The organism is Prevotella sp. 10(H) (assembly GCF_000711235.1).
Taxonomy (GTDB): Bacteria; Bacteroidota; Bacteroidia; order Bacteroidales; family Dysgonomonadaceae; genus Dysgonomonas.
In genome coordinates this window covers 79,057-101,209 of record NZ_JOMI01000003.1, presented here as the reverse complement: position 1 = coordinate 101,209, position 22,153 = coordinate 79,057, and the positions used below count along the sequence as shown (strand labels likewise).

General features: G+C 38.5%; 23 protein-coding genes. 3 read left to right on the top strand and 20 right to left on the bottom strand.

The window, feature by feature from the left end:
• Positions 1-33: 33 nt before the first annotated feature.
• From dnaA to K348_RS0105760, 8 genes are all read right to left on the bottom strand, one after another.
• A complete protein-coding gene (gene dnaA / locus K348_RS0105795) occupies positions 34-1,437 on the bottom strand; it encodes a chromosomal replication initiator protein DnaA (RefSeq protein ID WP_029903865.1) in 1,404 nt (467 codons plus the stop codon).
• Between the two features lie 323 nt (positions 1,438-1,760).
• Positions 1,761-2,648, bottom strand: coding sequence for an MlaD family protein (locus tag K348_RS0105790; protein WP_029903863.1), 888 nt, complete (start codon positions 2,646-2,648; stop codon positions 1,761-1,763).
• Positions 2,649-2,691: 43 nt separating this feature from the next.
• Positions 2,692-3,948 carry an N-acetylmuramoyl-L-alanine amidase gene (locus K348_RS0105785; RefSeq protein ID WP_231496750.1) on the bottom strand — a complete coding sequence of 419 codons (1,257 nt, stop codon included), beginning with the start codon at positions 3,946-3,948 and terminating at the stop codon, positions 2,692-2,694.
• 59 nt (positions 3,949-4,007) lie between these two features.
• Positions 4,008-5,018, bottom strand: coding sequence for a 2-hydroxyacid dehydrogenase (locus K348_RS0105780; protein ID WP_029903859.1), 1,011 nt, complete (start codon positions 5,016-5,018; stop codon positions 4,008-4,010).
• Positions 5,019-5,735: 717 nt separating this feature from the next.
• Complete coding sequence (gene rny, locus K348_RS0105775; protein ID WP_029903858.1) at positions 5,736-7,265, bottom strand: ribonuclease Y; 1,530 nt, start codon at positions 7,263-7,265, stop codon at positions 5,736-5,738.
• Between the two features lie 114 nt (positions 7,266-7,379).
• Complete coding sequence (locus tag K348_RS0105770) at positions 7,380-7,685, bottom strand: cell division protein ZapA (protein WP_029903857.1); 306 nt, start codon at positions 7,683-7,685, stop codon at positions 7,380-7,382.
• A gap of 17 nt (positions 7,686-7,702) precedes the next feature.
• Entirely contained in the window at positions 7,703-7,999 is a 297-nt protein-coding gene (locus K348_RS0105765; protein ID WP_029903855.1) for a hypothetical protein, read from the bottom strand.
• Between the two features lie 164 nt (positions 8,000-8,163).
• Positions 8,164-8,361 (bottom strand): winged helix-turn-helix domain-containing protein, encoded by a 198-nt coding sequence (locus K348_RS0105760; protein ID WP_029903853.1) that lies wholly within the window; start codon positions 8,359-8,361, stop codon positions 8,164-8,166.
• A 189-nt stretch (positions 8,362-8,550) separates the two neighbouring features.
• Here K348_RS0105760 and K348_RS0105755 point away from each other — a divergent pair, with 189 nt between their 5' ends.
• Both K348_RS0105755 and K348_RS0105750 read left to right on the top strand, forming a co-directional pair.
• Positions 8,551-9,129: an RNA polymerase sigma factor gene (locus K348_RS0105755; protein WP_051697651.1), complete on the top strand. Its 579-nt coding sequence runs from the start codon at positions 8,551-8,553 to the stop codon at positions 9,127-9,129.
• Positions 9,126-9,971, top strand: a complete 846-nt coding sequence (locus K348_RS0105750; RefSeq protein WP_029903849.1) for a hypothetical protein — start codon at positions 9,126-9,128, stop codon at positions 9,969-9,971. The genes K348_RS0105755 and K348_RS0105750 overlap by 4 nt, the downstream gene beginning before the upstream one ends.
• Here the strand turns inward: K348_RS0105750 and trmD are convergent.
• The 5 genes from trmD to K348_RS0105725 form a co-directional block, all read right to left on the bottom strand.
• Entirely contained in the window at positions 9,968-10,651 is a 684-nt protein-coding gene (trmD, locus tag K348_RS0105745) for a tRNA (guanosine(37)-N1)-methyltransferase TrmD (protein ID WP_029903847.1), read from the bottom strand. The two genes, K348_RS0105750 and trmD, sit on opposite strands and share 4 nt — an antisense overlap.
• A 104-nt stretch (positions 10,652-10,755) precedes the next feature.
• The gene (locus K348_RS0105740) at positions 10,756-11,520 is read right to left on the bottom strand and encodes an SDR family NAD(P)-dependent oxidoreductase (protein WP_029903845.1); all 765 of its coding nucleotides are present in this window, start codon (positions 11,518-11,520) and stop codon (positions 10,756-10,758) included.
• Positions 11,521-11,538: 18 nt separating this feature from the next.
• Positions 11,539-12,663: a DUF4468 domain-containing protein gene (locus K348_RS0105735; RefSeq protein WP_029903843.1), complete on the bottom strand. Its 1,125-nt coding sequence runs from the start codon at positions 12,661-12,663 to the stop codon at positions 11,539-11,541.
• A 159-nt stretch (positions 12,664-12,822) separates the two neighbouring features.
• The gene (locus K348_RS0105730) at positions 12,823-13,707 is read right to left on the bottom strand and encodes a DUF3078 domain-containing protein (protein WP_029903841.1); all 885 of its coding nucleotides are present in this window, start codon (positions 13,705-13,707) and stop codon (positions 12,823-12,825) included.
• Positions 13,708-13,742: 35 nt separating this feature from the next.
• Positions 13,743-14,696 carry a glucosaminidase domain-containing protein gene (locus K348_RS0105725; RefSeq protein ID WP_029903839.1) on the bottom strand — a complete coding sequence of 318 codons (954 nt, stop codon included), beginning with the start codon at positions 14,694-14,696 and terminating at the stop codon, positions 13,743-13,745.
• A 35-nt stretch (positions 14,697-14,731) separates the two neighbouring features.
• On the opposite strand from K348_RS0105725, the gene K348_RS0105720 reads away from it, so the two are divergent.
• The gene (locus tag K348_RS0105720; protein ID WP_029903837.1) at positions 14,732-15,214 is read left to right on the top strand and encodes a cytidine deaminase; all 483 of its coding nucleotides are present in this window, start codon (positions 14,732-14,734) and stop codon (positions 15,212-15,214) included.
• A 5-nt stretch (positions 15,215-15,219) separates the two neighbouring features.
• Here the strand turns inward: K348_RS0105720 and K348_RS0105715 are convergent, their stop codons facing one another.
• The 7 genes from K348_RS0105715 to K348_RS0105685 all read right to left on the bottom strand — a co-directional run bounded on the left by K348_RS0105715 (position 15,220) and on the right by K348_RS0105685 (position 22,081).
• Positions 15,220-15,918, bottom strand: a complete 699-nt coding sequence (locus tag K348_RS0105715) for a M48 family metallopeptidase (protein WP_029903835.1) — start codon at positions 15,916-15,918, stop codon at positions 15,220-15,222.
• 66 nt (positions 15,919-15,984) lie between these two features.
• The gene (locus tag K348_RS0105710; RefSeq protein WP_029903834.1) at positions 15,985-16,743 is read right to left on the bottom strand and encodes a uroporphyrinogen-III synthase; all 759 of its coding nucleotides are present in this window, start codon (positions 16,741-16,743) and stop codon (positions 15,985-15,987) included.
• Positions 16,734-17,612, bottom strand: a complete 879-nt coding sequence (locus K348_RS0105705; protein ID WP_156032789.1) for a DUF4271 domain-containing protein — start codon at positions 17,610-17,612, stop codon at positions 16,734-16,736. Before K348_RS0105705 ends, K348_RS0105710 begins: the two co-directional genes overlap by 10 nt.
• 74 nt (positions 17,613-17,686) lie before the next feature.
• Positions 17,687-18,955 carry a methionine adenosyltransferase gene (gene metK, locus K348_RS0105700; protein ID WP_029903830.1) on the bottom strand — a complete coding sequence of 423 codons (1,269 nt, stop codon included), beginning with the start codon at positions 18,953-18,955 and terminating at the stop codon, positions 17,687-17,689.
• 220 nt (positions 18,956-19,175) lie between these two features.
• Positions 19,176-20,813, bottom strand: coding sequence for a tetratricopeptide repeat protein (locus tag K348_RS0105695; RefSeq protein WP_231496749.1), 1,638 nt, complete (start codon positions 20,811-20,813; stop codon positions 19,176-19,178).
• Positions 20,814-20,880: 67 nt separating this feature from the next.
• Positions 20,881-21,858: a PstS family phosphate ABC transporter substrate-binding protein gene (locus K348_RS0105690; RefSeq protein ID WP_029903826.1), complete on the bottom strand. Its 978-nt coding sequence runs from the start codon at positions 21,856-21,858 to the stop codon at positions 20,881-20,883.
• A gap of 22 nt (positions 21,859-21,880) precedes the next feature.
• The gene (locus tag K348_RS0105685) at positions 21,881-22,081 is read right to left on the bottom strand and encodes a hypothetical protein (protein WP_051697649.1); all 201 of its coding nucleotides are present in this window, start codon (positions 22,079-22,081) and stop codon (positions 21,881-21,883) included.
• Positions 22,082-22,153 lie beyond the last annotated feature (72 nt).

Below are 22,153 nucleotides of genomic sequence, written 5' to 3'. Positions count from 1 at the left end.
CTAGAAGGAAAAAAACTGAAAATTGAGTTATTTTCAGTTTTTCAGTTTCTTTTCTATTTCGGCGATCTCATCTCTGAAGACCTTGTCGACTTCCATTTGTTCTTTCACCGTCTTACAGGCATGGAGAACTGTAGCATGATTCTTTTTGCCAATCAAGGAACCAATCTGAGCTAAAGACATCTCTGTATAACTCTTCGACAGATACATGGTCACCTGCCTCGCCTGCACAATCTGGCGTTTGCGTGATGCTGTATGAATCAGTTCGCTTTTGATGTTGTAAAACTCACACACAACGGACTCAATCGTACTGACTGTAATTTTCTTAGCCTCGATTTTCTTAATGGCCTGACCAATAACTCTACGGGCCAAAGGCATATCTATTTCTTTATTATACACTAAAGAATGAGCCATAATAGATACAATAATACCTTCCAGATCACGTGCATTATCCGTTACATTTTCGGCTATATAATCTACTACATCTTCCGGTATCGACAGACCGTCGAAAAGTATCTTATTCTGCAATATCTTCAAACGAAGGGCCTTATCCGGATGATCGATCTTTGTAGTCAATCCCCATCTGAAACGTGTAAGCAAACGTTCTTCCACCCCCTGAAGTTCTGAAGGTGCTTTGTCGGATGTAAGGATAAGTTGCTTATTGTTCTGGTGTAAATGGTTGAAGATATGAAATAATGTATTCTGGGTTTTTTCTATTCCGGACAGTTCATGTATATCGTCGATTATGAGAACATCTATACCCTGATAAAAATTGATGAAATCATTTATCGTATTGAAACGTCCGGCATCAGCATATTGAATCTTGAATAAGTGTGCCGTGACATACAAGACTCGTTTCTCCGGATAAAGTTCCTTGATACGGTTTCCGATAGCATGGCAAAGGTGGGTTTTACCTACACCCGATGTACCATGAAGAAATAGCGGATTGAATGCTGTCTTGCCCGGATTTTTTGTAATTGTATCACCGGCAGTCCGTGCCAACTTATTACTCTCACCCTCAAAGAAGTTGTCAAACAAATACTTGCCGTTGAGCTGAGAATCGAAATCATCAGCCACCACTTTCTGAAATGGATTAGGGATCTTTCCGGTGAGTTTCGCCGGAACCTTGTCTACAGGTGCTGCCGTCATATTACCTCTGTAATCTACAACCGTATTAGTTGTATTTTCCATTAGAATACGATATTGCAGGATTGTATCGTTACCTATTTCGCGGTGCAACGTTGTTTTTAGGAGATCAACGAATTTATCTTCAAGGTACTCATAAAAGAACTGGCTTGGAACCTGTATTGTAAATACCTTATTCTCATAAGATAGCGGTACAATCGGTAAGAACCACGTCCTAAAAGCTGCCTCAGGAATATTATCCTGGATAACCTTCAAACAATTAGCCCATAGGTTTTTAGTTGAAGAAGAATTCATTTAATAGTTTAGATTATATTTTTCTAGATTACCCTCTCTGTTTGGTTATGTAAATTTCTGAATTAATTTCAGAAAAAAAAAGTGTCTCCAAATTTGGAATTTCGATTTAGAAAATATCTGGTTTAAATTCAAGGACTTATGACAATATTACAAAATCATTTCGATATATAAAAATAAGCACCTCATTATTAGCAGGTTAAAAAAGTTAAATGCACTTAAACCATTTCTTAACCAAAACTACACATTGTGCAAAAAGTATCTGGTTTACACGATTATGGAAAAATCCTTTTTTTTGTTATTTAGAATCCCTCTAAATAACAATATCAGAAAACTTTAACATTTATATATCTGGATGGATTTTCCCTTACGTCTTTAAGTAACAACGAAGCATTACTAATTGTTCCCTGAATACTGTCATATAATTGACGATCGTTCAGCAACAGACCTATTGAATTATCCTTAGATGAAATTTTAGTTGATAAGTGCTGGATATTTTTCATAGTAGAATCGATCGAGTTGAATGTAGCCTGCAAGTCCATTTGATTGACCTTATTTGATACACTGCTCAAGTCACCGGACATCTTATTGAGGTTTCCTGTTATTACAGGTACATCATTATTCAAAGCAGTCATCATTACATTCAGCTGACGTGTAGATTTTGCCAAGTCTCCCGTTATCTTATTTATATCACTTAGAGATTGAGTAAGTGCAGGGCTGTTTACAAGCGTCTGAAGCCCAATAAGAATTGAGTCTATTTTAGGAATTAATAAATCGACCTTCGGAATTATATTGCCTGCAGCATCCATCATTCCCTTTACGCGAGTGCCTTTTATAGTATCGGTAGAAGATAGGTATTCTTTTGAATATGGGTTGGCTTCCATTATTATAGTTGCCGAACCGAGAACCGAAACGTCCAAAGACATTTTACTTCCTTTCGGAACTTTCACTCCATCATCCATATTAAGATATACGAGTACCTGCTTCGGATTTTTCGGATCAAGTTTCATAGACGAAACCAGCCCTACCTGAAAACCGTGCATTGTAACCGGTGTAGACTGTGTCAGTCCCGACACATCATCAAAAACTACAATATATGTATCTGATGGTTTAAAAAGATTCACACCTTTCAGAAAACTAATACCATAGTATAAAAGAAAAATTGCAATTACAAAGGCTACACCTATTTTTACTTCTTTCGATATTTTACTCATAATAATCTTATATATGTAATTCTACATGCACTTTTAAGCTAAGTTATTTGATACGTTCCCCGTTTTTGAACTTAACGACGAAAGCATCTTTAAATTTTTTCCTGACCTCCCGTTGTATATTCGTTATTTCATTAAAATCGGTCGTCGATCCGTAGGTATATTTATAAGAGCTACCGTCTTTATAATATGATACCGGCGATAAACCCTGAAATCTTAATGACTTTTCAGGAAGTCTGTTTTCTGTTACAAGAAATTGAACTCTGTATTCTATTTTGTTCGTCAGGTCAGGTGTAGTAGTCACTTTTGTCTTCGTTTCTTTTTCCCTGACCGTTGTTTCCGTTACTTTTTTTACCGGTTGTTCTTTCGTCTTTGACGGTTGTTCTTTTTTTAATGTTGTTTCAATAGTTTTTCTTGTTACTATCGTTTTATTTTCGGTTGGCATGTCTACTTTCTCGGTAGTAGTAATGATCATATCTTCTTCGTCCAGCTTGTCTTTTTTGATTACAATATCTTCGGTTATAGTTGTTACCGTTTCTTCCTTGTCAGTAGTACTATCGATACGGCCCTGTTTTTTATCAAACTCCTTCTTATATTTCTGAAAACCGGAATATATCGAACTTGCCATAGCCCTCTGCCCTGTACGCGACGACAGATATTTTGCTTCGTTCGCATTATTTATAAACCCGAGTTCTATCAGAACACTTGGCATACTTGTCTTCCTTAACACAAGAAATCCTGCCTGGCGCACTCCCCTATCGGTACGTTTGGCAATATTACGAAAATCTTTTTGCACCAGATCGGCAAACTGAAGACTTTGTTCCATATACTTATTCGACATGAATTCGAATATGATATACGACTCCGGCGAGTTAGGGTCGAACCCTTCATATTTAGTAGTATAATCGTCTTCTAGTAATATAACCGAGTTTTCTCGTTTCGCTACTTCTAAGTTCTCCGCACTTCGCGCCAAACCAAGTATGTATGTATCAGCCCCTGATACGGTTGCCGATTTTGCTGCAGTAGAATTTGTATGTATGGATATAAAGAGATTTGCTTTGGCCTTATTAGCTATTTGTGCACGCTTATCCAGATCGACAAAAACATCTGTTTTGCGGGTATATACGACTTTTACATCCTTCATATTGGCTTCGATGAGTTCTCCCAATATCTTAGCTACAGCAAGATTTATATCTTTTTCTTTGTATGAACCTCTTACAGCCCCACCGTCTCTGCCTCCATGTCCGGCATCGATGACGACAACAAATTTAGGCTCGGAAGCGTAAGCACTTCCCAGTAACATAAACAAACAAAAAACAAGACTTAAAATCCTTATCATCACCTAAACGCCTGCTATTAATTTTATTCTGCTTTATATACTATTTCGTTTTTCAACTCTTTACCATTAAAGAAATCAAGCATATTTTCCATAGTCGTATGTGCAATATTCGACATAGCCTCTTGTGTAAAAAATGCCTGATGAGAGGTTACAATGACATTATTGAAGGATAGTAAACGCGCCAGCACATCGTCTGTCATTACCGTATCGGAATGGTCTTCATAAAAATAAGCACCTTCTTCTTCATATACATCCAAACCTGCATAGCCAACCTTTCCCGAGACTAATCCTTCAATCAGATGACGGGTATGTATAAGTTTACCACGCCCGGTGTTTATTATCATTACACCCTTCTTCATCTTTGCTATGGATTCGTCACGTATAAGATATTCGGTTTCTTTGGTCAAGGGACAGTGCAACGTGATAATATCCGAGCCGGCATATAATTCATCTAACGAAGCATATTTTACTCCGGCAGATTCTGCCCATTTAGTATCCGGATAAAGATCATAGGCAAGAACATTCATCCCCAAACCTTTAAACAGACCTATAGCCACCTTGCCGATCTTTCCCGTACCGATCACACCGACTGTCTTTCCGTACATATCGAATCCCTGAAATCCTATCAGAGAGAAATTACCGTCGCGTGTACGAAGAAATGCCCTGTGTACCTTCCTGTTAAGGCAAAGCATCAGAGCAAGCGTATGTTCTGCAATGGCATGTGGTGAATAGTCGGGTACACGAACAACTTTTATATCCTTTTCTGCTGCAGCTGCTATATCCACATTGTTAAAACCTGCACATCGGAGTGCAATCAGTTTCACTCCATAGGAATGCAATTTATCGATAACAATTTTATCGACTTTAGCATTTACAAAAATGCAGACGGCATCTGTACCACTTGCAAGCAGCACATTATTTTTGTCAAGATGTTCTTTGTGATATATCAGTTCAAAGCCATATTCTTCGTTTACCTTATTGAAGGTAACCATATCATAAGGCTTTGCATCGAAAACCGCTATTTTATATGCCATTATGCTTACTGTTTTATTAAACCTTTATATCTGACTGCAAAAGTAATTAAAATAACCTTTAACCTCAAAAAGTATATTAATTTGTTCCGCCGCAGTTTCGTTTTTTCATAAAATTTATATATATCTTTTACTTTAAGCAATATAAATAATTATTTGATAACACATTTGCTCTTAAAGTTTACTTTGCAACCCCAATCTATTTTCACTTTTATTAACCATATATAGTTAAAAGGTAACAAAAGTAACGGATTTATAGCTGTTAGCTGATAGCTTTCAGCCGTTAGCCTCCTGTATAAGAAAATTCAAAAAGTAACAAAAGTAACTTTTTCAGTTGATAATGAACAATCAATAATTGACAGTGTACAAACAGAAACGCTATCAACTATTAATTTAAAAACCTGTAACGTGTAACTGCCCGCAGGGCGAAGTAACTCGTAACTATTATTTATTTCAAAGAACCACAAGCAAAATCCCTCTATAAAGATAAAATTCTATTCTTCATGTGATTTTTTTATCCCCGCTTGCGACAAATATTATACTCCGAGCGATCAGAGCATCACACTACTTTTTTAAACAAAAAAACGGGGGCATTGTTTGCCTCCGTTTCTCTATTTTGATAGTGACGGTTTCTTAGTTGCTCGCCGACCATACAGGAAAAATATAAAAAAGAGGACTTCTATCAGAAATCCTCTTCTAGTATAATAACTTATTCTTATTTTATTTAGCGTAACTTACTGCACGTGTCTCACGAATAACAGTAATTTTTACCTGTCCCGGATAAGTCATCTCATCCTGAATTTTCTTCGCTATATCGGTCGATAGCTTTTCTGTTTCCACATCGTCTATCTTATCCGCACCTACAATCACACGCAGTTCGCGTCCTGCCTGTATGGCGTATGTTTTCAATACTCCCGGATAGGATAGCGCTAATTGTTCCAGATCATTCAGGCGCTTGATGTATGCCTCTACGATTTCGCGACGTGCACCCGGACGGGCTCCTGAAATAGCATCACATACCTGTACAATAGGCGCCAAAAGACTGGTCATTTCTACCTCATCGTGGTGAGCACCGATAGCATTACAGATATCCGGCTTCTCTTTATATTTTTCAGCCAGCTTCATACCTAATAAAGCATGTGGCAATTCCGGCTCATCATCAGGCACTTTACCTATATCGTGAAGCAATCCGGCTCTTTTCGCTTTCTTTACATTCAGCCCCAGTTCCGCTGCCATAACTGCGCAAAGGTTGGCTGTTTCGCGGGCATGCTGCAACAGGTTTTGCCCGTAAGACGAACGGTATTTCATTTTACCGACAAGACGTATCAACTCAGGATGCAGACCATGTATGCCAAGGTCGATAGTTGTACGTTTTCCGGTTTCTATAATTTCTTCTTCTATTTGTTTTTTCACCTTGGCAACTACTTCTTCGATACGTGCAGGGTGAATACGTCCGTCCGCTACCAACTGATGCAGTGCCAGACGGGCAATCTCGCGCCTTACCGGATCAAATCCCGAAAGGACAATAGCCTCCGGTGTATCGTCTACCACTATTTCGATACCTGTAGCAGCTTCCAACGCGCGGATATTACGTCCTTCGCGTCCGATAATACGGCCTTTTATTTCGTCCGATTCGATATGGAATACAGTAATTGCATTTTCGATAGCCGTTTCTGTAGCTACACGTTGTATAGACTGGATTACGATTTTTTTGGCTTCTTTGTTGGCCGTCATCTTGGCCTCTTCCATGATATCGTTGACATAAGACTGGGCGTGTGTCTGTGCCTCGTCTTTCAGGGCTTCCACAAGTTTTTCTTTTACCTCTTCGGCCGAAAGTCCCGATAGGGCTTCAAGTCTTTCCACTTCCTGTTTGTGAAGTTTATCGAGATCCTGTTTTTTCTTTTCTACAACTTCAAGTTGATTATCCAGATTTGATTTAATCGCATCTACTTCACTCTTTTTACGCTGCAGTTCTTCCTGTTTCTGGTTCAGGGTAAGTTCACGTTGCTTGATTTTGCTTTCCGCTGCCTGTAGTTTAGAATTGCGGCTATTGGCCTGTTTCTCAAACTCCGATTTCATCTGCAGGGCTTGTTCTTTGACTTCCAGCAACTTATTTTTCTTGATCACTTCAGCTTCCTGCTCCGCCTCTCTCAGCTGGCGCTTCAACTTCGAATTTGAAGATAAATTCAAAGCTATCCACGTCACGGCTGCCCCGGCGATGAAAGCTATTGCATAAAATAATATATCCATAATTTTATTTTCATTAATTTAAAAAACACATTTATATAAATAAAAAAACACCAATTTAAGTATGTTCTGGCCATACATTAAATTAGTGCTTAGATTTTCAGTACTATTATAAGCTTATTTTACGTTCTCTCTGAGATAATTTTCCAATTCCCGTGTCAGTTCCTTCACTTTCGACTCGAATGCATCGGCCCTCAGTTCGTGTTCTACTTTCTCTGCTACTGCCTGTATAGCGGTCATAGCCATATAATCGGCATTCTGCAATGAATGAGGCGAATTGCCTGTAAAATAATTTTTATATTGTCCTAATTTATAATCTATCTCATTCGCAGCTTTCCGAAACATTTCCTCATCCCTGCGTCTTATCCGGAGAGGATATCTCATATCTGCCACGCGTAGATTAATTATTAAATGATCGTCCATAACTTTTATCCTTTATTTTAATTTTTCAGCATGGCGATACACTTATCTACTTCCCGCACTAATTTCGACAATCGCTTTTTAGCCTGTGATATTTCATCTGTATTTCCCGATGAAAATGATTTCACAAATTTCAGATTGTCATATTTATTTTTCAACTCTTTTATATCCGAATCCAAACTTTCGATTGCCGAACTTTTCTCTGCTAACTCCTTTTTCAACAAGGCATTTTCTTCCTTAAGCGCATCACAGAGATACATCAACTGCCGCATCCTTATTTCAAATTCGGCCAGAAGTTTTTCATCATTTTCAGTCATAAAACAGCCAAAATGCTAGACAAAAATAAGTAATAGCAACGAATTAACAAAATTATTACACCTCTAAATTAATCCGGAACAGACTTCCTGCATATAAATATAAAAAGAGGCACTTAAGCATAAGCTAAGTACCTCTTTTATCTGATAAAGTTGTTTTTGCTTTTTTACAACAAAACGACTTGCAAGTCGTCCTTTAGTTCGTTGAATGCAATTTTACCTTCTCTAGCCAACCAGCCTAAAGCTGCATACATATCTTTTTCAGTCAATTTGCATGCTTTTTTGATGTCTTTAAGCGGTTTGCTACCTTCTGCATCCAGGTAAGCCCAGATAATACCTGCATTTGTTCCAATTTTTTCTTTCATAATAATGGGTGCTTGTTAAAAAATTAAACTTGTTAATAATTCGTTGGCAAAATTACATAAAATGAAGCATGTAAACAATTTATTACTAGAAAAATTAACTCTAATGTGAAAATTTGGCATTATACTTAAGATTTGGGTATATTTGATTATTAATTAAATTCTTGTAGATTTGTGTAAAATTGATTTCCCTTGCGTTTTTTTAGCCTACATAAAAAAATAGAATCCGACAGCGATGAATCTCTCTTGTCTTTATTTAAAAAGACAGGGAAAGCCGAGTATTTCCAGCAGCTTTATGAACGTTACATTCCCCTTATCTATGGTCTTTGCCTGAAGTATCTGCAAAATCCTGAACAATCGCAGGATGCTGTCATCGATATATATGAAAACCTGTCGCAGAAAATACAGGATTACGAAATCAAAGTCTTTAAGAACTGGCTTTATAGTGTGGTAAAAAACCACTGTTTCCATATATTGAAAGAAAATAAAAAGGAAATTATAGTTAATTTCGACTCTCAACTTATGGAATCCGACACCACAATTGATCTATTTAGTGACACAAGAGATGAAGAAAAGGAAAATGCACTGAATGAGTGCTTGGAGAAATTGCCGGAGCCTCAACGCATATCTGTGGAAAAGTTTTTTTACGAAAACAAATCCTATGCTGACATCGTGGATGAAACAGGCTTTCATCTGAAAAGTGTGAAAAGTTATATTCAAAACGGAAAACGGAATTTAAAAATTTGTATCGAAAAAAATCTGAAGGAATGAAATTTTTAGATTACATAAGAGGACAAAGGAAGGGCAAAGATGCTCATCGGATCGAAAAAGATTCGATGAAGGATCCGTTTTTGTATGAAGCTATAGAAGGTTTCGACAGTATCGACGACAATCATATCGAACGAATAAACACTATACAGAACCGGCTCAGAGCCAAAACAAAAACGAAAAAGAACCGCTCCCAGTTGTGGCAGAGCGCTGCAGCTGCTATTGTCATCGTATTCGGTATAGGCGGATATTTCCTGACCGATTACCATAAATCGGGACTGTATGCACAGCAGGCTCCGGATAATTCTATCATCGAGATTTACGTACCTGAAGCATATTATACCGAAAATATTGCCGTAATTGCTCAGAAAAATTCCGATCTGGCAAAAGCATATAATGCATACAAACCGAATATTTCCCGCTTCAAAATAGAGAGGGAAGATAATGCTTCTATAAGCAAAGAGGAACAGGAACTGTTATCGGAAGGTGTGAACAGGCAGAATGAAGAACCTATAGAAATATATGTTCCCGAAGATTTCAGCGAACGTACAGCACCATCTGCTGAAGAAAGCAAAAGCGGAAAACCAGAACCTGTAATCGGATACGAAAAATATAATGAATATCTCAAAAAATCGCTCAGACGACCGACTGATGATATATGTAAAGACCGTAAAGGAAAGGTCGCAGTTGAGTTCTCTGTAAATTCATTAGGTCAACCGTTCCTCTTCGATGTAAAATACAGCCTGTGCGGTACATCCGACAATGAGGCCATACGACTGATTCAATCCGGCCCTCGCTGGACAACTGGCAGCAAAGAACGTGTGACTGTAAAAGTGGAATTCTAATCTTTATTTTCAAGTAGGTCAGGGCGCAGGCGTTCGGTGCGTTCCATTGCCTGCTGCAATTTCCATTCATCTATATTGGCCTGATGACCTGATAGTAAAATATCGGGCACACGCCATCCTTTATATTCGGCAGGGCGGGTATAAACCGGAGGAGCGAGCAGATTATCCTGAAAAGAATCGGAAAGTGCCGACTGCTCATCGCCTATTGCCCCCGGTATCAGACGGACTACAGCATCAGCCATTACAGCCGCGGCAAGTTCTCCGCCGGTAAGGACATAATCGCCTATAGATATTTCACGGGTGATCAGATGCTCCCGCACACGGTAATCAATCCCTTTGTAATGCCCACAGAGGATAATTATATTTTCGTATGAGGACATCTGATTCGCTATCTTTTGATTGAAAACTTCGCCGTCGGGAGAAGTATATATTACCTCATCGTACATCCGTTGCTGCTTCAAGGATGTAATAGCATTGTCGATAGGTTCTATCTGTATTACCATTCCGGCTTCACCGCCGAAAGGATAATCGTCTACATTACGATGCTTGTTGGTAGTATAATCCCTCAGATTATGAATATGGATTTCAACGAGTCCTTTATCTTGTGCCCTCTTAAGGATAGAGCAATCTATAAGGCCTGTAAACATTTGAGGTAAAACACTGATTATATCTATGCGCATATATTTCAGCCCCTCCTTGCCTCCCCAGGGGGGAGGTTACAAAGAGCGTATTATTTTTATTTAAAATTCAAATTATATAATGTCCCCCTTGGGGGAACGGGGACCTATTTCTCCTCCTTATGAAACATATTTCCCGTTGCCTGAGCAGTAGGCATTACTAATACATCCTGTATATCTACATGCGGAGGCTGCGATACAGCATAATAAACAGCATCGGCAATATTATCTGCAGTAAGTTCTTCATACCCTGCATAGACCTGATCTGCCCTACCCTGATTGCCTTTGAAACGGACAAGCGAAAATTCTGTATTTACTGCGCCCGGACAAACCTGTGTAACGCGTATATTATACGGAAGCATATCCATGCGCATGCCCTGACTCAATGCATTAACAGCATGCTTGGTTGCACAGTATACTGCCCCATTAGGGTAAACACCTTTTCCGGCAATGGAACCGATATTCACAATGTGTCCTGATTTACGGGCGACCATGCCCGGCGATATAACACGGGTCACATATAGTAAGCCTTTTATATTAGTATCGATCATACGCTCCCAGTCATCGACTACCCCCTCCTGTATAGAATTTAATCCCACAGCCAAGCCGGCATTATTTACAAGAATATCTATCTTGCTCCATTCCTCGGGTAAGGAGGATATAGCATCTTCCACTTCGGTGTAATTCCTTACATCGAAGCACAATGCTAACACTTTGGATTCGTAATTTATCTCTATTTCTTTTTCCAGTTCTTCGAGACGTTCCTGACGACGGCCTGTAATGATTACATCATATCCCTCTTTCGCCAGTCGTAAAGCTATTGCCCTACCGAGACCCGAAGTAGCACCGGTAATTAAAGCTATTTTTCTCATAAGCTTTTACTTTATATTCTATTTTATCCAGACGTTTATTATCTCCCCTAAATATGTTTTATCGGATGTTGCATTCGAGTCGGTAGATGGCATCACCCCAGCCTTTCTGCATTCGATAATCATCCATGCTTCTGAGAAAGCAGGCGCATCTGAAGACATAACCGGTGTAAGACCGGAAGCCTTTATTTTGTCATTTATATTGCCTTTGGTATTTTCAAATTGTTTCAATGCATCGGCATATATCTCTGTATAAAAAGATATTGTATATGTCTCGGCATTATCTATTGCTGCTGATTGAGCAGAATTGACAGTAATCAATGCCATGGATTTCCCCATCAATGTGGCCACACCGCCCCATTGTACAGGCATAACAGAAGGATTGTTTACAGAACCTGAAAGCATCAAAGCATTACTTCCTTTCAGGCTTTCCGGTATTTTACCTGCATCAACCTGTTTGAATGCGGCCATGGCACTTCCCTGTGATGGAACATTTGTTACTGTTATCTGAATAGGTTCGGATGTAGTCACAGGAGTAGCAGGAGTAAGAGTGGCAGCAGCTACTGCTCCACCGGTTGTGGTTCCGTTAAGATACTTGTCGATAGAAGCAAATATTTCCTCAACATTATCGATCGTTTGAGTACGGAACTTATCATAATATCTGTTCAACTTATCGCCTTTCTTATTTACAGCAACTTTGTCGGTTATCATTTCTTCTGCAGGAAGATAGCTCTTGCTATCCGAATATTCATATTTAATACTTCTTATAGTTGCAAGACAACTGCCGTTTTCGGTATTCAGTATCAACTGATACATAAATTTAGCCTGATCGAGCACAAATGCATTTTTTCTGAACACTAGAAATTCCGCTCCCTGACAGGCAATATCCAATTCATCTTTATTTGATAAAAGAACTCTGTTGTTTAAATCTTTATTATCGCTCTTACCATAATTTTCAGTTGCCCAGTTATTCATCAGATCGAATAAGTCTGCATCCGAAATAGGATTCTTTACTGCTATCGATTTTGAAAAAACTACTCTGCCATCTACTTCAGGCACAGCACCTGCCAGATATTTCTTATCCTCTTGAGCGTATGCCAGCACCGATACGATTGCACATAACGAGATTAAAAGAAATTTATTCATATTTCGTGGATTAAATTGTTAGTTGCATAAAATTAGTACAAATTCAGAAACAGGCAAGCAAAGTTTACGCTTTAATATTTGTTTAGCATATCTTTTGCAATAAAAAAACGGCATTAGTGCAATACTAATGCCATTCGTATTATATATTTTACCTTAAAATCAGAAATTATAGGCTACTCCTACTCCTATCACTTCTTTAAACTGAACTTTCGGTCCTCCGGTAGTTCCGTCGTCATTTATAATCTTCACATCATCGTCATATTTCAATGTCGTGTTTACACTTGCGCTCAGAACCTTATTAATCTTCATACTTATCAGTAAATCCCAGTTGACGTCTATATTTCCGAACGAACTGTCGTATGCTGTAAAGAAGTCCGCTGTAGAAATCAGTTTCACATTTTCCATGATAGTCTTTTCGGCACGCGCCTTTACATAGGCACCGAACTCTGCCTTAAACCTGTCACCCGGATCTACGCCAAAAGCCCCGATGCTCGAAAGATAATCATCTTCAACAAAGGTAAGTTTTCCTGCAAGCGGCGACATGTAAATAGAATAGGTAGTATTCGGCCTGTATTCTATACCGAGAGATATATTGGTATATGCCGGAGCAAAGAATTTGGAGATATAATGTTCCTTATCCGGATAATTATATCCTTTATAGAATTGCGACTTGAAGTCACCCATCACTGTATAATACCATTTATTGTCGGTTGAATAACCTAACTGTGTGGTAAAATCGATTTTGTCACCCGTTTTTTGTGTCCCTAAAGATTTAGTATTTGTAAGCCCGTATTCCAAGGCCAGCGCGTTTGACCAAAGCCAGTTTCCGCTTTTTCGTACTAATGAACCGTTCAGGTATACTGTTCCGGCCATAGCATTTTCACCACCTGCCGACCAGTTGCTGACCGCTGTTTGTGATAAGTTCAATCCGGTTACTCCTTTAAGGTTCCATTTTCCGTCTACTAATTCCTCTGTTTTTTCATCCTGTGCATACGTTCCCATTGCCAATAAGAAAAAGGCAACAGTTAAAAATAATTGTTTCATTTTATGTTATAAATTTGAAGTTTTGTGTTTTAATTTCATCTTAGTTTTAAAACATCACCTTCTTCTGGAACGTATTCAAAGTCCTTTTTGTTCATTTTATAAAGGTTCTTGACCTTTATGCCATACAGCTGCGATATACTGTGCATAGACTCTCCGACCTGTACGATATGCTCATAATGCGGCTTGTCTGCTTTCGATTTTTTCTTTTCAAAGTATACAAGATCTCCTCGTTTAAGCGGAAAACCTTGCGGAACTTCATTGTATTTATATAAATCTTTCGCTTTGAAACTAAATTCGGCAGCGATTGCTTCGTAAGTATCTCCGTCCTGGGCAACTACGTAGACAAGATTATGAGTTTTATACGGAGTATGTTTATATTTTACAACTACTATCTGTTCTTCTTTCTTACCTTTATCTTTATTGTCTTTGCTTTTATCTTTTCCGGAATTCTTTTTATCATGGCGATAAAGTTCATAATCCTCTATCAGCTTTATCAGTTTATTCGCATAGGCTTTATCCGTTGCATAGCCTGCTTTCTGCAAACCTTTTGCCCATCCTCTGTAGTCAGTTATTGAAAGAGAGAACAGAGCCTTATAGCGTGGTTTTTCCGCAAGAAATCGGGAATGGTCTTCATAAGAATCTTCTGCCCGTTTATATTTGCGGAAACAGTCATTCGGATTATCATCGGCGTGATATACTTTTGCCCCCTTCCAGTCGTTATGACATTTGATTCCGAAATGGTTGTTCGAATTCTTTGTCAAGGCACTTTTTCCTGCACCCGATTCCAGTAATCCCTGTGCCAGTGTGATACTGGCCGGAATCTTATATTTCTTCATATGATCGATAGCAATTCCTTTATACTGATCGATGTATTCATCATAAACTTTATAACGCTTGGCCTGCGAAAATGCAGTAACGGATGTAAATAAAATAAGCAGGGAAAATATAATAAACCGATGCGAAGCCTTCGGGGAATAAGCTTTTTTCATATATTTATGATGTTTAATTAATAGCAACATTCGTTATGGAAAGTTTTGTTCTGAATACAAAGATACTCGTTTATACCTTTGATGAGAGTTCCGATAGTATAAAAAAGCTTATAAATGAGGCAAAATTAGCAACAAAAGGTGCATATGCGCCCTATTCGGGCTTTCATGTGGGAGCAGCCGCCTTATTATCGGACGGTAAAATAGTAAGGGGAAATAATCAGGAGAATGCCGCCTATCCTTCAGGTTTATGCGCGGAACGTGTCACCCTTTTTGCTGCAAATGCAGAGCAACCCGATAATCCGGTTACAGCTATTGCCATTGCCGCTTTTCATGACGGGGAATTTACGGAAGTTCCTTGCTGCCCTTGCGGATCGTGCAGGCAAGTGATGACAGAAGTCGAAAACAGATTCGACAAGCCGTTAAGAGTAATTATGTACGGAAAGAATAAGATTTATGAAGTGGGATCGGCAAAAGATTTGTTGCCTCTCAGTTTCGGGAAAGAATCCCTGACAGAATAGACAGCTTACCAGCCGGTCTTATATGACCTCAACTCTTTAGTCAGCTGTTTGGCCTTACCGCCGGAAACTTTATCCAACAGCGCCCAGAAACGTTCTCCATGATTCATTTCACAGGTATGGCACAGTTCATGGAGTATAACAAAATCTACCAGATATTCAGGCAACAGCATGCAATGGTAAGACAGGTTTATGCTTTTTTTGGAAGAACAACTACCCCAGCGCGTACGGCTCTGATTAATCTTCACTCCGGAATAGGTAAAGCCATGTTGACGGGCAAAAGCTTCGACTTTCTGAGGGAAAAGACGTTTTGCTTCATAGCGTAAGGCTTTTTCTACGAGTTTTTTTATAGTAGTCTGTACGGAAAAATCTTTATAATTTGTACCGAAGGGACAGGATAAATATAAAATGCCATCCTTAAGTTTCATGTAAAAATTAGAAGTGGAAGTACTCTCTGTTATATTGAGAGCAAAACTAAATGTTTTAAAATCTGTTTGAGGAGTAAAAATATATCCTGCCTTTTTCTTTTCCAAGAGTTTAAACAGGCGCGGCTTCATTTCTTCAATTGTCTTCTCAATGTAGGTGAGACTTGTACCCGGCGGGTAAGTCAATTGCAGATAATCGTCTTTGCGACGGACAATAATCCTTCTGGCCTGCGCATTCTTCACAAGTTTTATTTCTCCGAGGTCTTTGTCGTTTATTATCATACAATTCAGAACAAAAAAAGCTTAACCATGTATGTTAAGCTTTTCTTTAATTTATATCGTAACAGCTTATTTAGCCTTATGATTATCTTTGATAAAACTTTCCAATGCTGCAGTCATAGACGGCATACCGGGTAACGGAGCCTCGCAGTCGAGCCTCAAGCCTGCATCGCGTACCGCTTTAGCTGTAGATGCACCGAAACAACCGATAGCTCTTTCTTCCTGTTTGAAATGAGGAGCATTCTTAAACAGGGATACTATACCCGACGGACTGAAGAATACCAGCATATCGTAAGACAATATTTCTTCTTCGGTGATGTTATTACTAACAGTACGATACATTATCGCCTTTGTATAATCTATCTTCTTCTCGTCGAGCACTGCTGTTAAATCTTCGGTATGCACATCAGATACAGGAACGATAAATTTCTCCTTGTTGTGTTTAGTAAGCGAAACAGACAATCCGTCCATTTTCCCGTTGGTACTGAAAAATATTTTACGTTTTCTGTAAACTATATATTTTTGCAGATACAATGCGACAGCTTCCGAAATACAGAAATACTTCATTGTTTCAGGCATTGTTATCCTGAATTCTTCACACAGTGAAAAAAAGTTGTCGATTGCTGTTTTCGCCGTAAATACAACAGCGGTGTAATCTTGTATATTTATGCGTTGTTGTCTGAACTCTTTCGCATCTAATCCTTCTACACGTATAAACGGACGGAAATCCAACTGTAAATGATATTTTTCAGCAATATCAAAGTACGGAGATTTCTCTGTAGAAGGTGCAGGTTGAGAGATCAAAACCTTCTTTACTTTTAATGCCATAGTATATTTAAAACGTCAATTCTATATAAATAAACCAATCCAATAATTAGAAATATGTAAGGTAATATTTCAACGGTGCAAAGGTACGCAATCAGATACAAAAAGTTAAATTTTTCTCTGATAAAAAAGATTATTATTTGGTAAAAAAGTATTAATTGGACGATTAGAAACAATATTAACATGAAAATAACAATCTGAGTATGGTAAAAATCGGAATACACTAATAGCAATGTCGGGATAAAATACAGTATTCCCAATACTTCTATTCCTAACAGATGTGTCCGTCTCCATACATTCATTTGCCTCTGTCCGTCAAATATGTAACCTATTATTATATATAATACATCTTTCACACCCAAGAACAGCCCTATCAGTAATATATTCAACAAAATAGATATAAACGGTCTGTGAGCGGCATTACTTTGGGGATCATATTCAATAAAAATATCATATACGCATATAGCTATCAAAACGACAGTTTGGAATACAAGAAAATAAGTGTATAAATATTCCTTTACCGTTGTTTGCTTAAATGCCCGTTGTCCCTTTTCCGAATGAAATAATAAGGATAGATTTTCCTTCAAAAAAGTAAATCCACCGTTGTATAAATGTGCAAAAAAGAGAAAGCACAACAATAGTAAAGCAAAAACCCCGTCGGTCTGTTCAATAGAGAAATGCAAAGGTGTTCCGTCATGCGCTATCCGGTCTTCCGACATAGGCTTTTCAGTATAGAGATTGTAGGCTGCACTGTCGTTTGCCTGTACTACTTCCCCCAAAACCGGCCTTATTTCAACAGATTTCTGACGGAGAGAATCAGCTAATGCAATACTATCCCTGATACTTGTATATGATGATATGGAATCCTTCACGAAAGGTTTATCAATATATTATTAAAGCAGATACATATACGGAATCATGCCGGACATGTATCTGCATATCACGATTACAAATTAAATTCCTTTTTTATAGTATCTACAAAATCCAGTTTTTCCCACGTGAATAATTCTACTTCACGCGTAATTCCTTCCGGATTGTAACGGGATTTGAATGTCTTAGATACCACTTGCGGCTCACGTCCCATATGACCGTATGCGGCAGTCTCTGCATATATCGGGTTCCTGAGCTTCAGTCTTTCCTCAATAGCTTTCGGACGCATATCGAATATCTTTTCCACCTTTTTGGCTATCTCACCGTCTGTAAGGCCGGTATTACTCTTGCCATAAGTATTTACATAAATATTCATCGGTTTTGCCACACCGATAGCATACGAAACCTGCACCAATATTTCAGAGGATATACCAGCTGCTACCAGATTTTTTGCAATATGACGCGATGCATATGCTGCAGAACGGTCTACCTTCGACGGGTCTTTCCCCGAAAAAGCTCCACCTCCGTGCGCTCCTTTTCCGCCATAGGTATCTACAATGATCTTGCGGCCTGTAAGCCCTGTATCACCATGGGGGCCTCCGATAACGAAACGGCCTGTAGGATTTACATGATAGGTAATATCGTCTGTAAATAACTTCGTAATATCATCTCTGAATTTATATTTCTCTTTTACACGTGGAATAAGGATATTGATAACATCTGCTTTGATTTTATCCTGCATCGTCTTATCATCCCCAAATTCATCATGCTGGGTAGATATAACTATAGTATCTATACGCATAGGCGTACCGTTATCGTCATATTCGATAGTTACCTGCGATTTTGCATCGGGGCGTAGATAAGGCATTAAATCCAATTCATTCTTACGGATTGCAGATAATTCCAATAATAAGGCATGCGATAAGTCCAGTGCAAGCGGCATATAATTATCAGTTTCGGACGTTGCATACCCGAACATCATGCCTTGGTCTCCCGCTCCCTGATCCATCGGGTCGGATTTACCGTCTACTCCCCTGTTGATATCATCCGATTGCTCATGTATGGCCGACAAAACGCCGCATGATTGTGCTTCAAACTGATACTCACTTTTTGTGTAGCCGATACGCTCTATTACCTTTCTGGCTGTTTCGGGAATATCGATATAAGCCTTCGACTTTACCTCTCCCGCCAATATAACCTGGCCTGTAGTGACTAAAGTTTCACAAGCTACTTTCGAATTGGCATCATATGCCAAGAACTCATCCAATAGGGAATCGGAAATCTGATCTGCGACCTTATCCGGATGTCCTTCCGAAACAGACTCAGATGTAAATAAATAACTCATTGTGCTTAATTTTTTCTGTTAATAAAAACAGGAAGGAAATGTATAATGCAGTATAGAAAATGTTTTAGCATTTTTTCATGTGGTTGCAATCGATACAAATCTATCCACTTAATTGGATGCAAAGATACGTCTTTTTCTCTACGAAATCATTCTTTTTACAAAAAAATAACCTGAACTCATAGAGTTCAGGTTATTCTTAAATATTATATATCGGTTGCTTTTATTTTGCGTTAGCAAACTCGAATAAAGCTTTACCGTTTGCATTCTCAGGGTCAAGTTCAAGAACTTTCTCTGCATACATTTTTACATTGGCTTTATCTTCTGCTTTCTTTGATTTATCGAATTGCAGGTAGTAATAATAGCTCAAATAGCTGTAAGCTTCTATCAGGATTCTGTTGTTATCCGTATCACCTTTCTCCAAGATTACTTCAACAGTTTTTTCGTAATGTGGTTTTGCTAAACCGGCTTCACTTTCAGGGTCAAGTTCGAAGTTTACACGTGCTCTCTGATAATAACCAAGATAGCTGTCAGGCATTCTTTCAGATACAGTTGCGAATGCACCGTCGGCCAGTTTAAAGAATTCAACGGACTTAGCCTTAGCCTGATCTGCCGTCATGTTGATAGTATCATTCTTTGCTGTGCGGCCTGCATTAGAATAATAAAGACCTAGCTGATAATAATCCTGTGCATCGATTTTTTCACCACCAAGTTCTATATATTTTTTGTAGAATTCAGCTGCTTCAGGATACATTCTTTCGTTTGCACAGATAGTAGCAATTTCTTTGTATACATCGACATTTGCCGGATCCATCTCCGCTACTTTCTTGTATTGTTCAATTGCTTTAGCTTTGTTTCCTGTTTCACTCAATGAGTTAGCATAAGCCAAATAGTCTTGCTTCAGATATTTAACTGTATCTTTTCTCTGTATGCTAAAGAATTTATCGCCGGCGCTAACAGCTGCAGGATAATCCTTGAGGTCGTTGCTTGTATATAGAGAAAGACGGTTCAGTACGAAGCTATTAGCGTCTTTTCCAAGTCCTTCCTGAATAAGAGTCTTAGCTTCGTTGTAGTTTTTAGAGAAATATTCCGCAGATGCGTAATATGTTATATCTTCTATTGTATAATCTCCACCTTTGAAATATTCCTTATAAGCTGCGATCGCTTCCGGATAAAAACCATCGCGGTAAGAGATTTGTGCAAGGTCTTTATATGCTATCCTGTATTCAGGGTTTATTTCAATCGCTTTCTTCAACATGTCAGTTGCTGTCTTGCGGTTGATAAATTCATACACTTTAGCACCTTTCATATATGCCAATACGGAATTTGCATCGAAGTTAATAGCCTGATCATATTGCATTGCTGCATCTCCCGGCTTGTTTTCTTTAGCCAGCATATCTCCCTCAAAGATATAGATATACGGAGATTTTTTGTCAGCTTTGCGCGCATCCTGCAATCTTTCCATTGCTTTTTCTTTCATACCATTGTCCAGATATGCTTTAGCAATAGCAAGTATAACATTTACATCTTTCTTATTTTTTTTCTGAATATCTTTCAATTGATCTTCAGCTCCTTTAGGATCTGATTTCAATTGCAATTTAGCAAGACCGATTGCACTGAAAGCTGATTCAGGGTTAGCGGCCAAACCTTTTTCATAATAAGATTTTGCCTCAGCCATATTACCTTCCTGGAAAGCAATTTCTCCAAGATAATAATTAGCCTCTGCCGAAGATTGCTTCTGAAAATATTCTTTCGCTAGTTTTAATTCTCCTAAACTCAAATAATCCGCGCCGGGATTATTTTGCGCTAAGGCCGAAATGCTGATCATGAGGCTCAGTAGAGAACCTAAAAAATACTTCATTTTCATCGTCTAAATAATATTTTTGTTATTAATGATTTCTGTATTATTATATAGTTTATGTTTAATTCTATAATGACGGCCTTACGCTTACAACTCTCGTTAAACGATATGCTGGGTAAAGACCGGCTTTGTATACTATACGCTGCCCCTTTTCTCCGGCTGCAAAGTTAACAAAACCTGACGGTAATCCGCCCCTAACATCAGATATTATTATATAAAGATCGCGACTCAGCGGATATTTACCTAAACCAACATAAGCGGTAAAAGGTTGAAAACTGTTTTTTTCAGTAGCTTCTTCAGCTCTGCTGACTGCCATGACCTTAATATTATCAATAAAACTCAATTTCGTAGAATCGGACTGATTACTGATCCAATTGACACCGATGACCCCTAATGCATTCGGGGTAGACGCCACATAATCGATTACTTCTTGGTTAGGCGTGCGTTCTGTAAGATCGATAGTCTGAATACTGTCGGAAGATCTTGCCCTGAGATTATCTCCAAGTTTGCCACCGGTGATAGAATCCCTTATAAATCTGACGGTACTCGAATTGGGACTATCGAAAGTGACCGCAATATCTCCAAGCCGTGAATTAGGATTGATGTCCTTCCAAGACCGCGCTTCACCGGTCATTATGCGCTTAATATCCGCTACTGTTATCAATGTATCGGGGTTTGCTTTATTTACAATAAGAGCTATACCGTCTGTAGCATATTTTTGTGATCGTATAGTCTGGCGTCTTTCTTTTATTATCGCTGTTTCATTTGCCGTGAGTTCACGGGCTGCTATAATGACGCGCACACTATCTTTCATGAATAAATCGAAAGCCTGAGTTTCGCTCGCATATATGGGGATAATAGTTGCATCCCTGTTTAATGCCTCGAACACATCGACTTGTTCCTGGACGATGGGTGCGAAACATTCGTCAGCTATTATCTGAGCTAAACCGCTGGTCGGTGTATCCATACGTGTACTTTTGGGTCCGCTACATGAGTAGACGACAACCAGTGATACGATAAATAATATAAAACCCAGCCTTTTCATAATTGTATCTTCTTTTCTATAGTTAGCCTTTGATAGCTCTGTAACCTCTGAATATGCTATATGCTATAAATAATATTCCGACAATAATACTAAAAACATTTCTGCCGAAAAAAGACTCGAATACCGAAGTAAATGTGAGCAGTATACCCAGTCCGAAATAGAACAGAGCCATAAAAATGCCGATTACTGTTTTTACAGATGGATTACGTCCTTCTTCTTTCATATCTTTATTTATTGGAAAAAGAAGAGAAGATGATTTTTTAAATTCAAACTTCTCTTCTTTATTTAGTTTTAT

Excerpts from the sequence above, each read along its gene's own strand:
- dnaA (WP_029903865.1), bottom strand. The coding sequence starts at position 1,437 with ATGAATTCTTCTTCAACTAAAAACCTATGGGCTAATTGTTTGAAGGTT.
- K348_RS0105790 (WP_029903863.1), bottom strand. The coding sequence starts at position 2,648 with ATGAGTAAAATATCGAAAGAAGTAAAAATAGGTGTAGCCTTTGTAATT.
- K348_RS0105785 (WP_231496750.1), bottom strand. The coding sequence starts at position 3,948 with ATGTTACTGGGAAGTGCTTACGCTTCCGAGCCTAAATTTGTTGTCGTC.
- K348_RS0105780 (WP_029903859.1), bottom strand. The coding sequence starts at position 5,018 with ATGGCATATAAAATAGCGGTTTTCGATGCAAAGCCTTATGATATGGTT.
- rny (WP_029903858.1), bottom strand. The coding sequence starts at position 7,265 with ATGGATATATTATTTTATGCAATAGCTTTCATCGCCGGGGCAGCCGTG.
- K348_RS0105770 (WP_029903857.1), bottom strand. The coding sequence starts at position 7,685 with ATGGACGATCATTTAATAATTAATCTACGCGTGGCAGATATGAGATAT.
- K348_RS0105765 (WP_029903855.1), bottom strand. The coding sequence starts at position 7,999 with ATGACTGAAAATGATGAAAAACTTCTGGCCGAATTTGAAATAAGGATG.
- K348_RS0105760 (WP_029903853.1), bottom strand. The coding sequence starts at position 8,361 with ATGAAAGAAAAAATTGGAACAAATGCAGGTATTATCTGGGCTTACCTG.
- K348_RS0105750 (WP_029903849.1), top strand. The coding sequence starts at position 9,126 with ATGAAATTTTTAGATTACATAAGAGGACAAAGGAAGGGCAAAGATGCT.
- trmD (WP_029903847.1), bottom strand. The coding sequence starts at position 10,651 with ATGCGCATAGATATAATCAGTGTTTTACCTCAAATGTTTACAGGCCTT.
- K348_RS0105740 (WP_029903845.1), bottom strand. The coding sequence starts at position 11,520 with ATGAGAAAAATAGCTTTAATTACCGGTGCTACTTCGGGTCTCGGTAGG.
- K348_RS0105735 (WP_029903843.1), bottom strand. The coding sequence starts at position 12,663 with ATGAATAAATTTCTTTTAATCTCGTTATGTGCAATCGTATCGGTGCTG.
- K348_RS0105730 (WP_029903841.1), bottom strand. The coding sequence starts at position 13,707 with ATGAAACAATTATTTTTAACTGTTGCCTTTTTCTTATTGGCAATGGGA.
- K348_RS0105725 (WP_029903839.1), bottom strand. The coding sequence starts at position 14,696 with ATGAAAAAAGCTTATTCCCCGAAGGCTTCGCATCGGTTTATTATATTT.
- K348_RS0105720 (WP_029903837.1), top strand. The coding sequence starts at position 14,732 with ATGGAAAGTTTTGTTCTGAATACAAAGATACTCGTTTATACCTTTGAT.
- K348_RS0105715 (WP_029903835.1), bottom strand. The coding sequence starts at position 15,918 with ATGATAATAAACGACAAAGACCTCGGAGAAATAAAACTTGTGAAGAAT.
- K348_RS0105710 (WP_029903834.1), bottom strand. The coding sequence starts at position 16,743 with ATGGCATTAAAAGTAAAGAAGGTTTTGATCTCTCAACCTGCACCTTCT.
- metK (WP_029903830.1), bottom strand. The coding sequence starts at position 18,955 with ATGAGTTATTTATTTACATCTGAGTCTGTTTCGGAAGGACATCCGGAT.
- K348_RS0105695 (WP_231496749.1), bottom strand. The coding sequence starts at position 20,813 with ATGAAGTATTTTTTAGGTTCTCTACTGAGCCTCATGATCAGCATTTCG.
- K348_RS0105690 (WP_029903826.1), bottom strand. The coding sequence starts at position 21,858 with ATGAAAAGGCTGGGTTTTATATTATTTATCGTATCACTGGTTGTCGTC.
- K348_RS0105685 (WP_051697649.1), bottom strand. The coding sequence starts at position 22,081 with ATGAAAGAAGAAGGACGTAATCCATCTGTAAAAACAGTAATCGGCATT.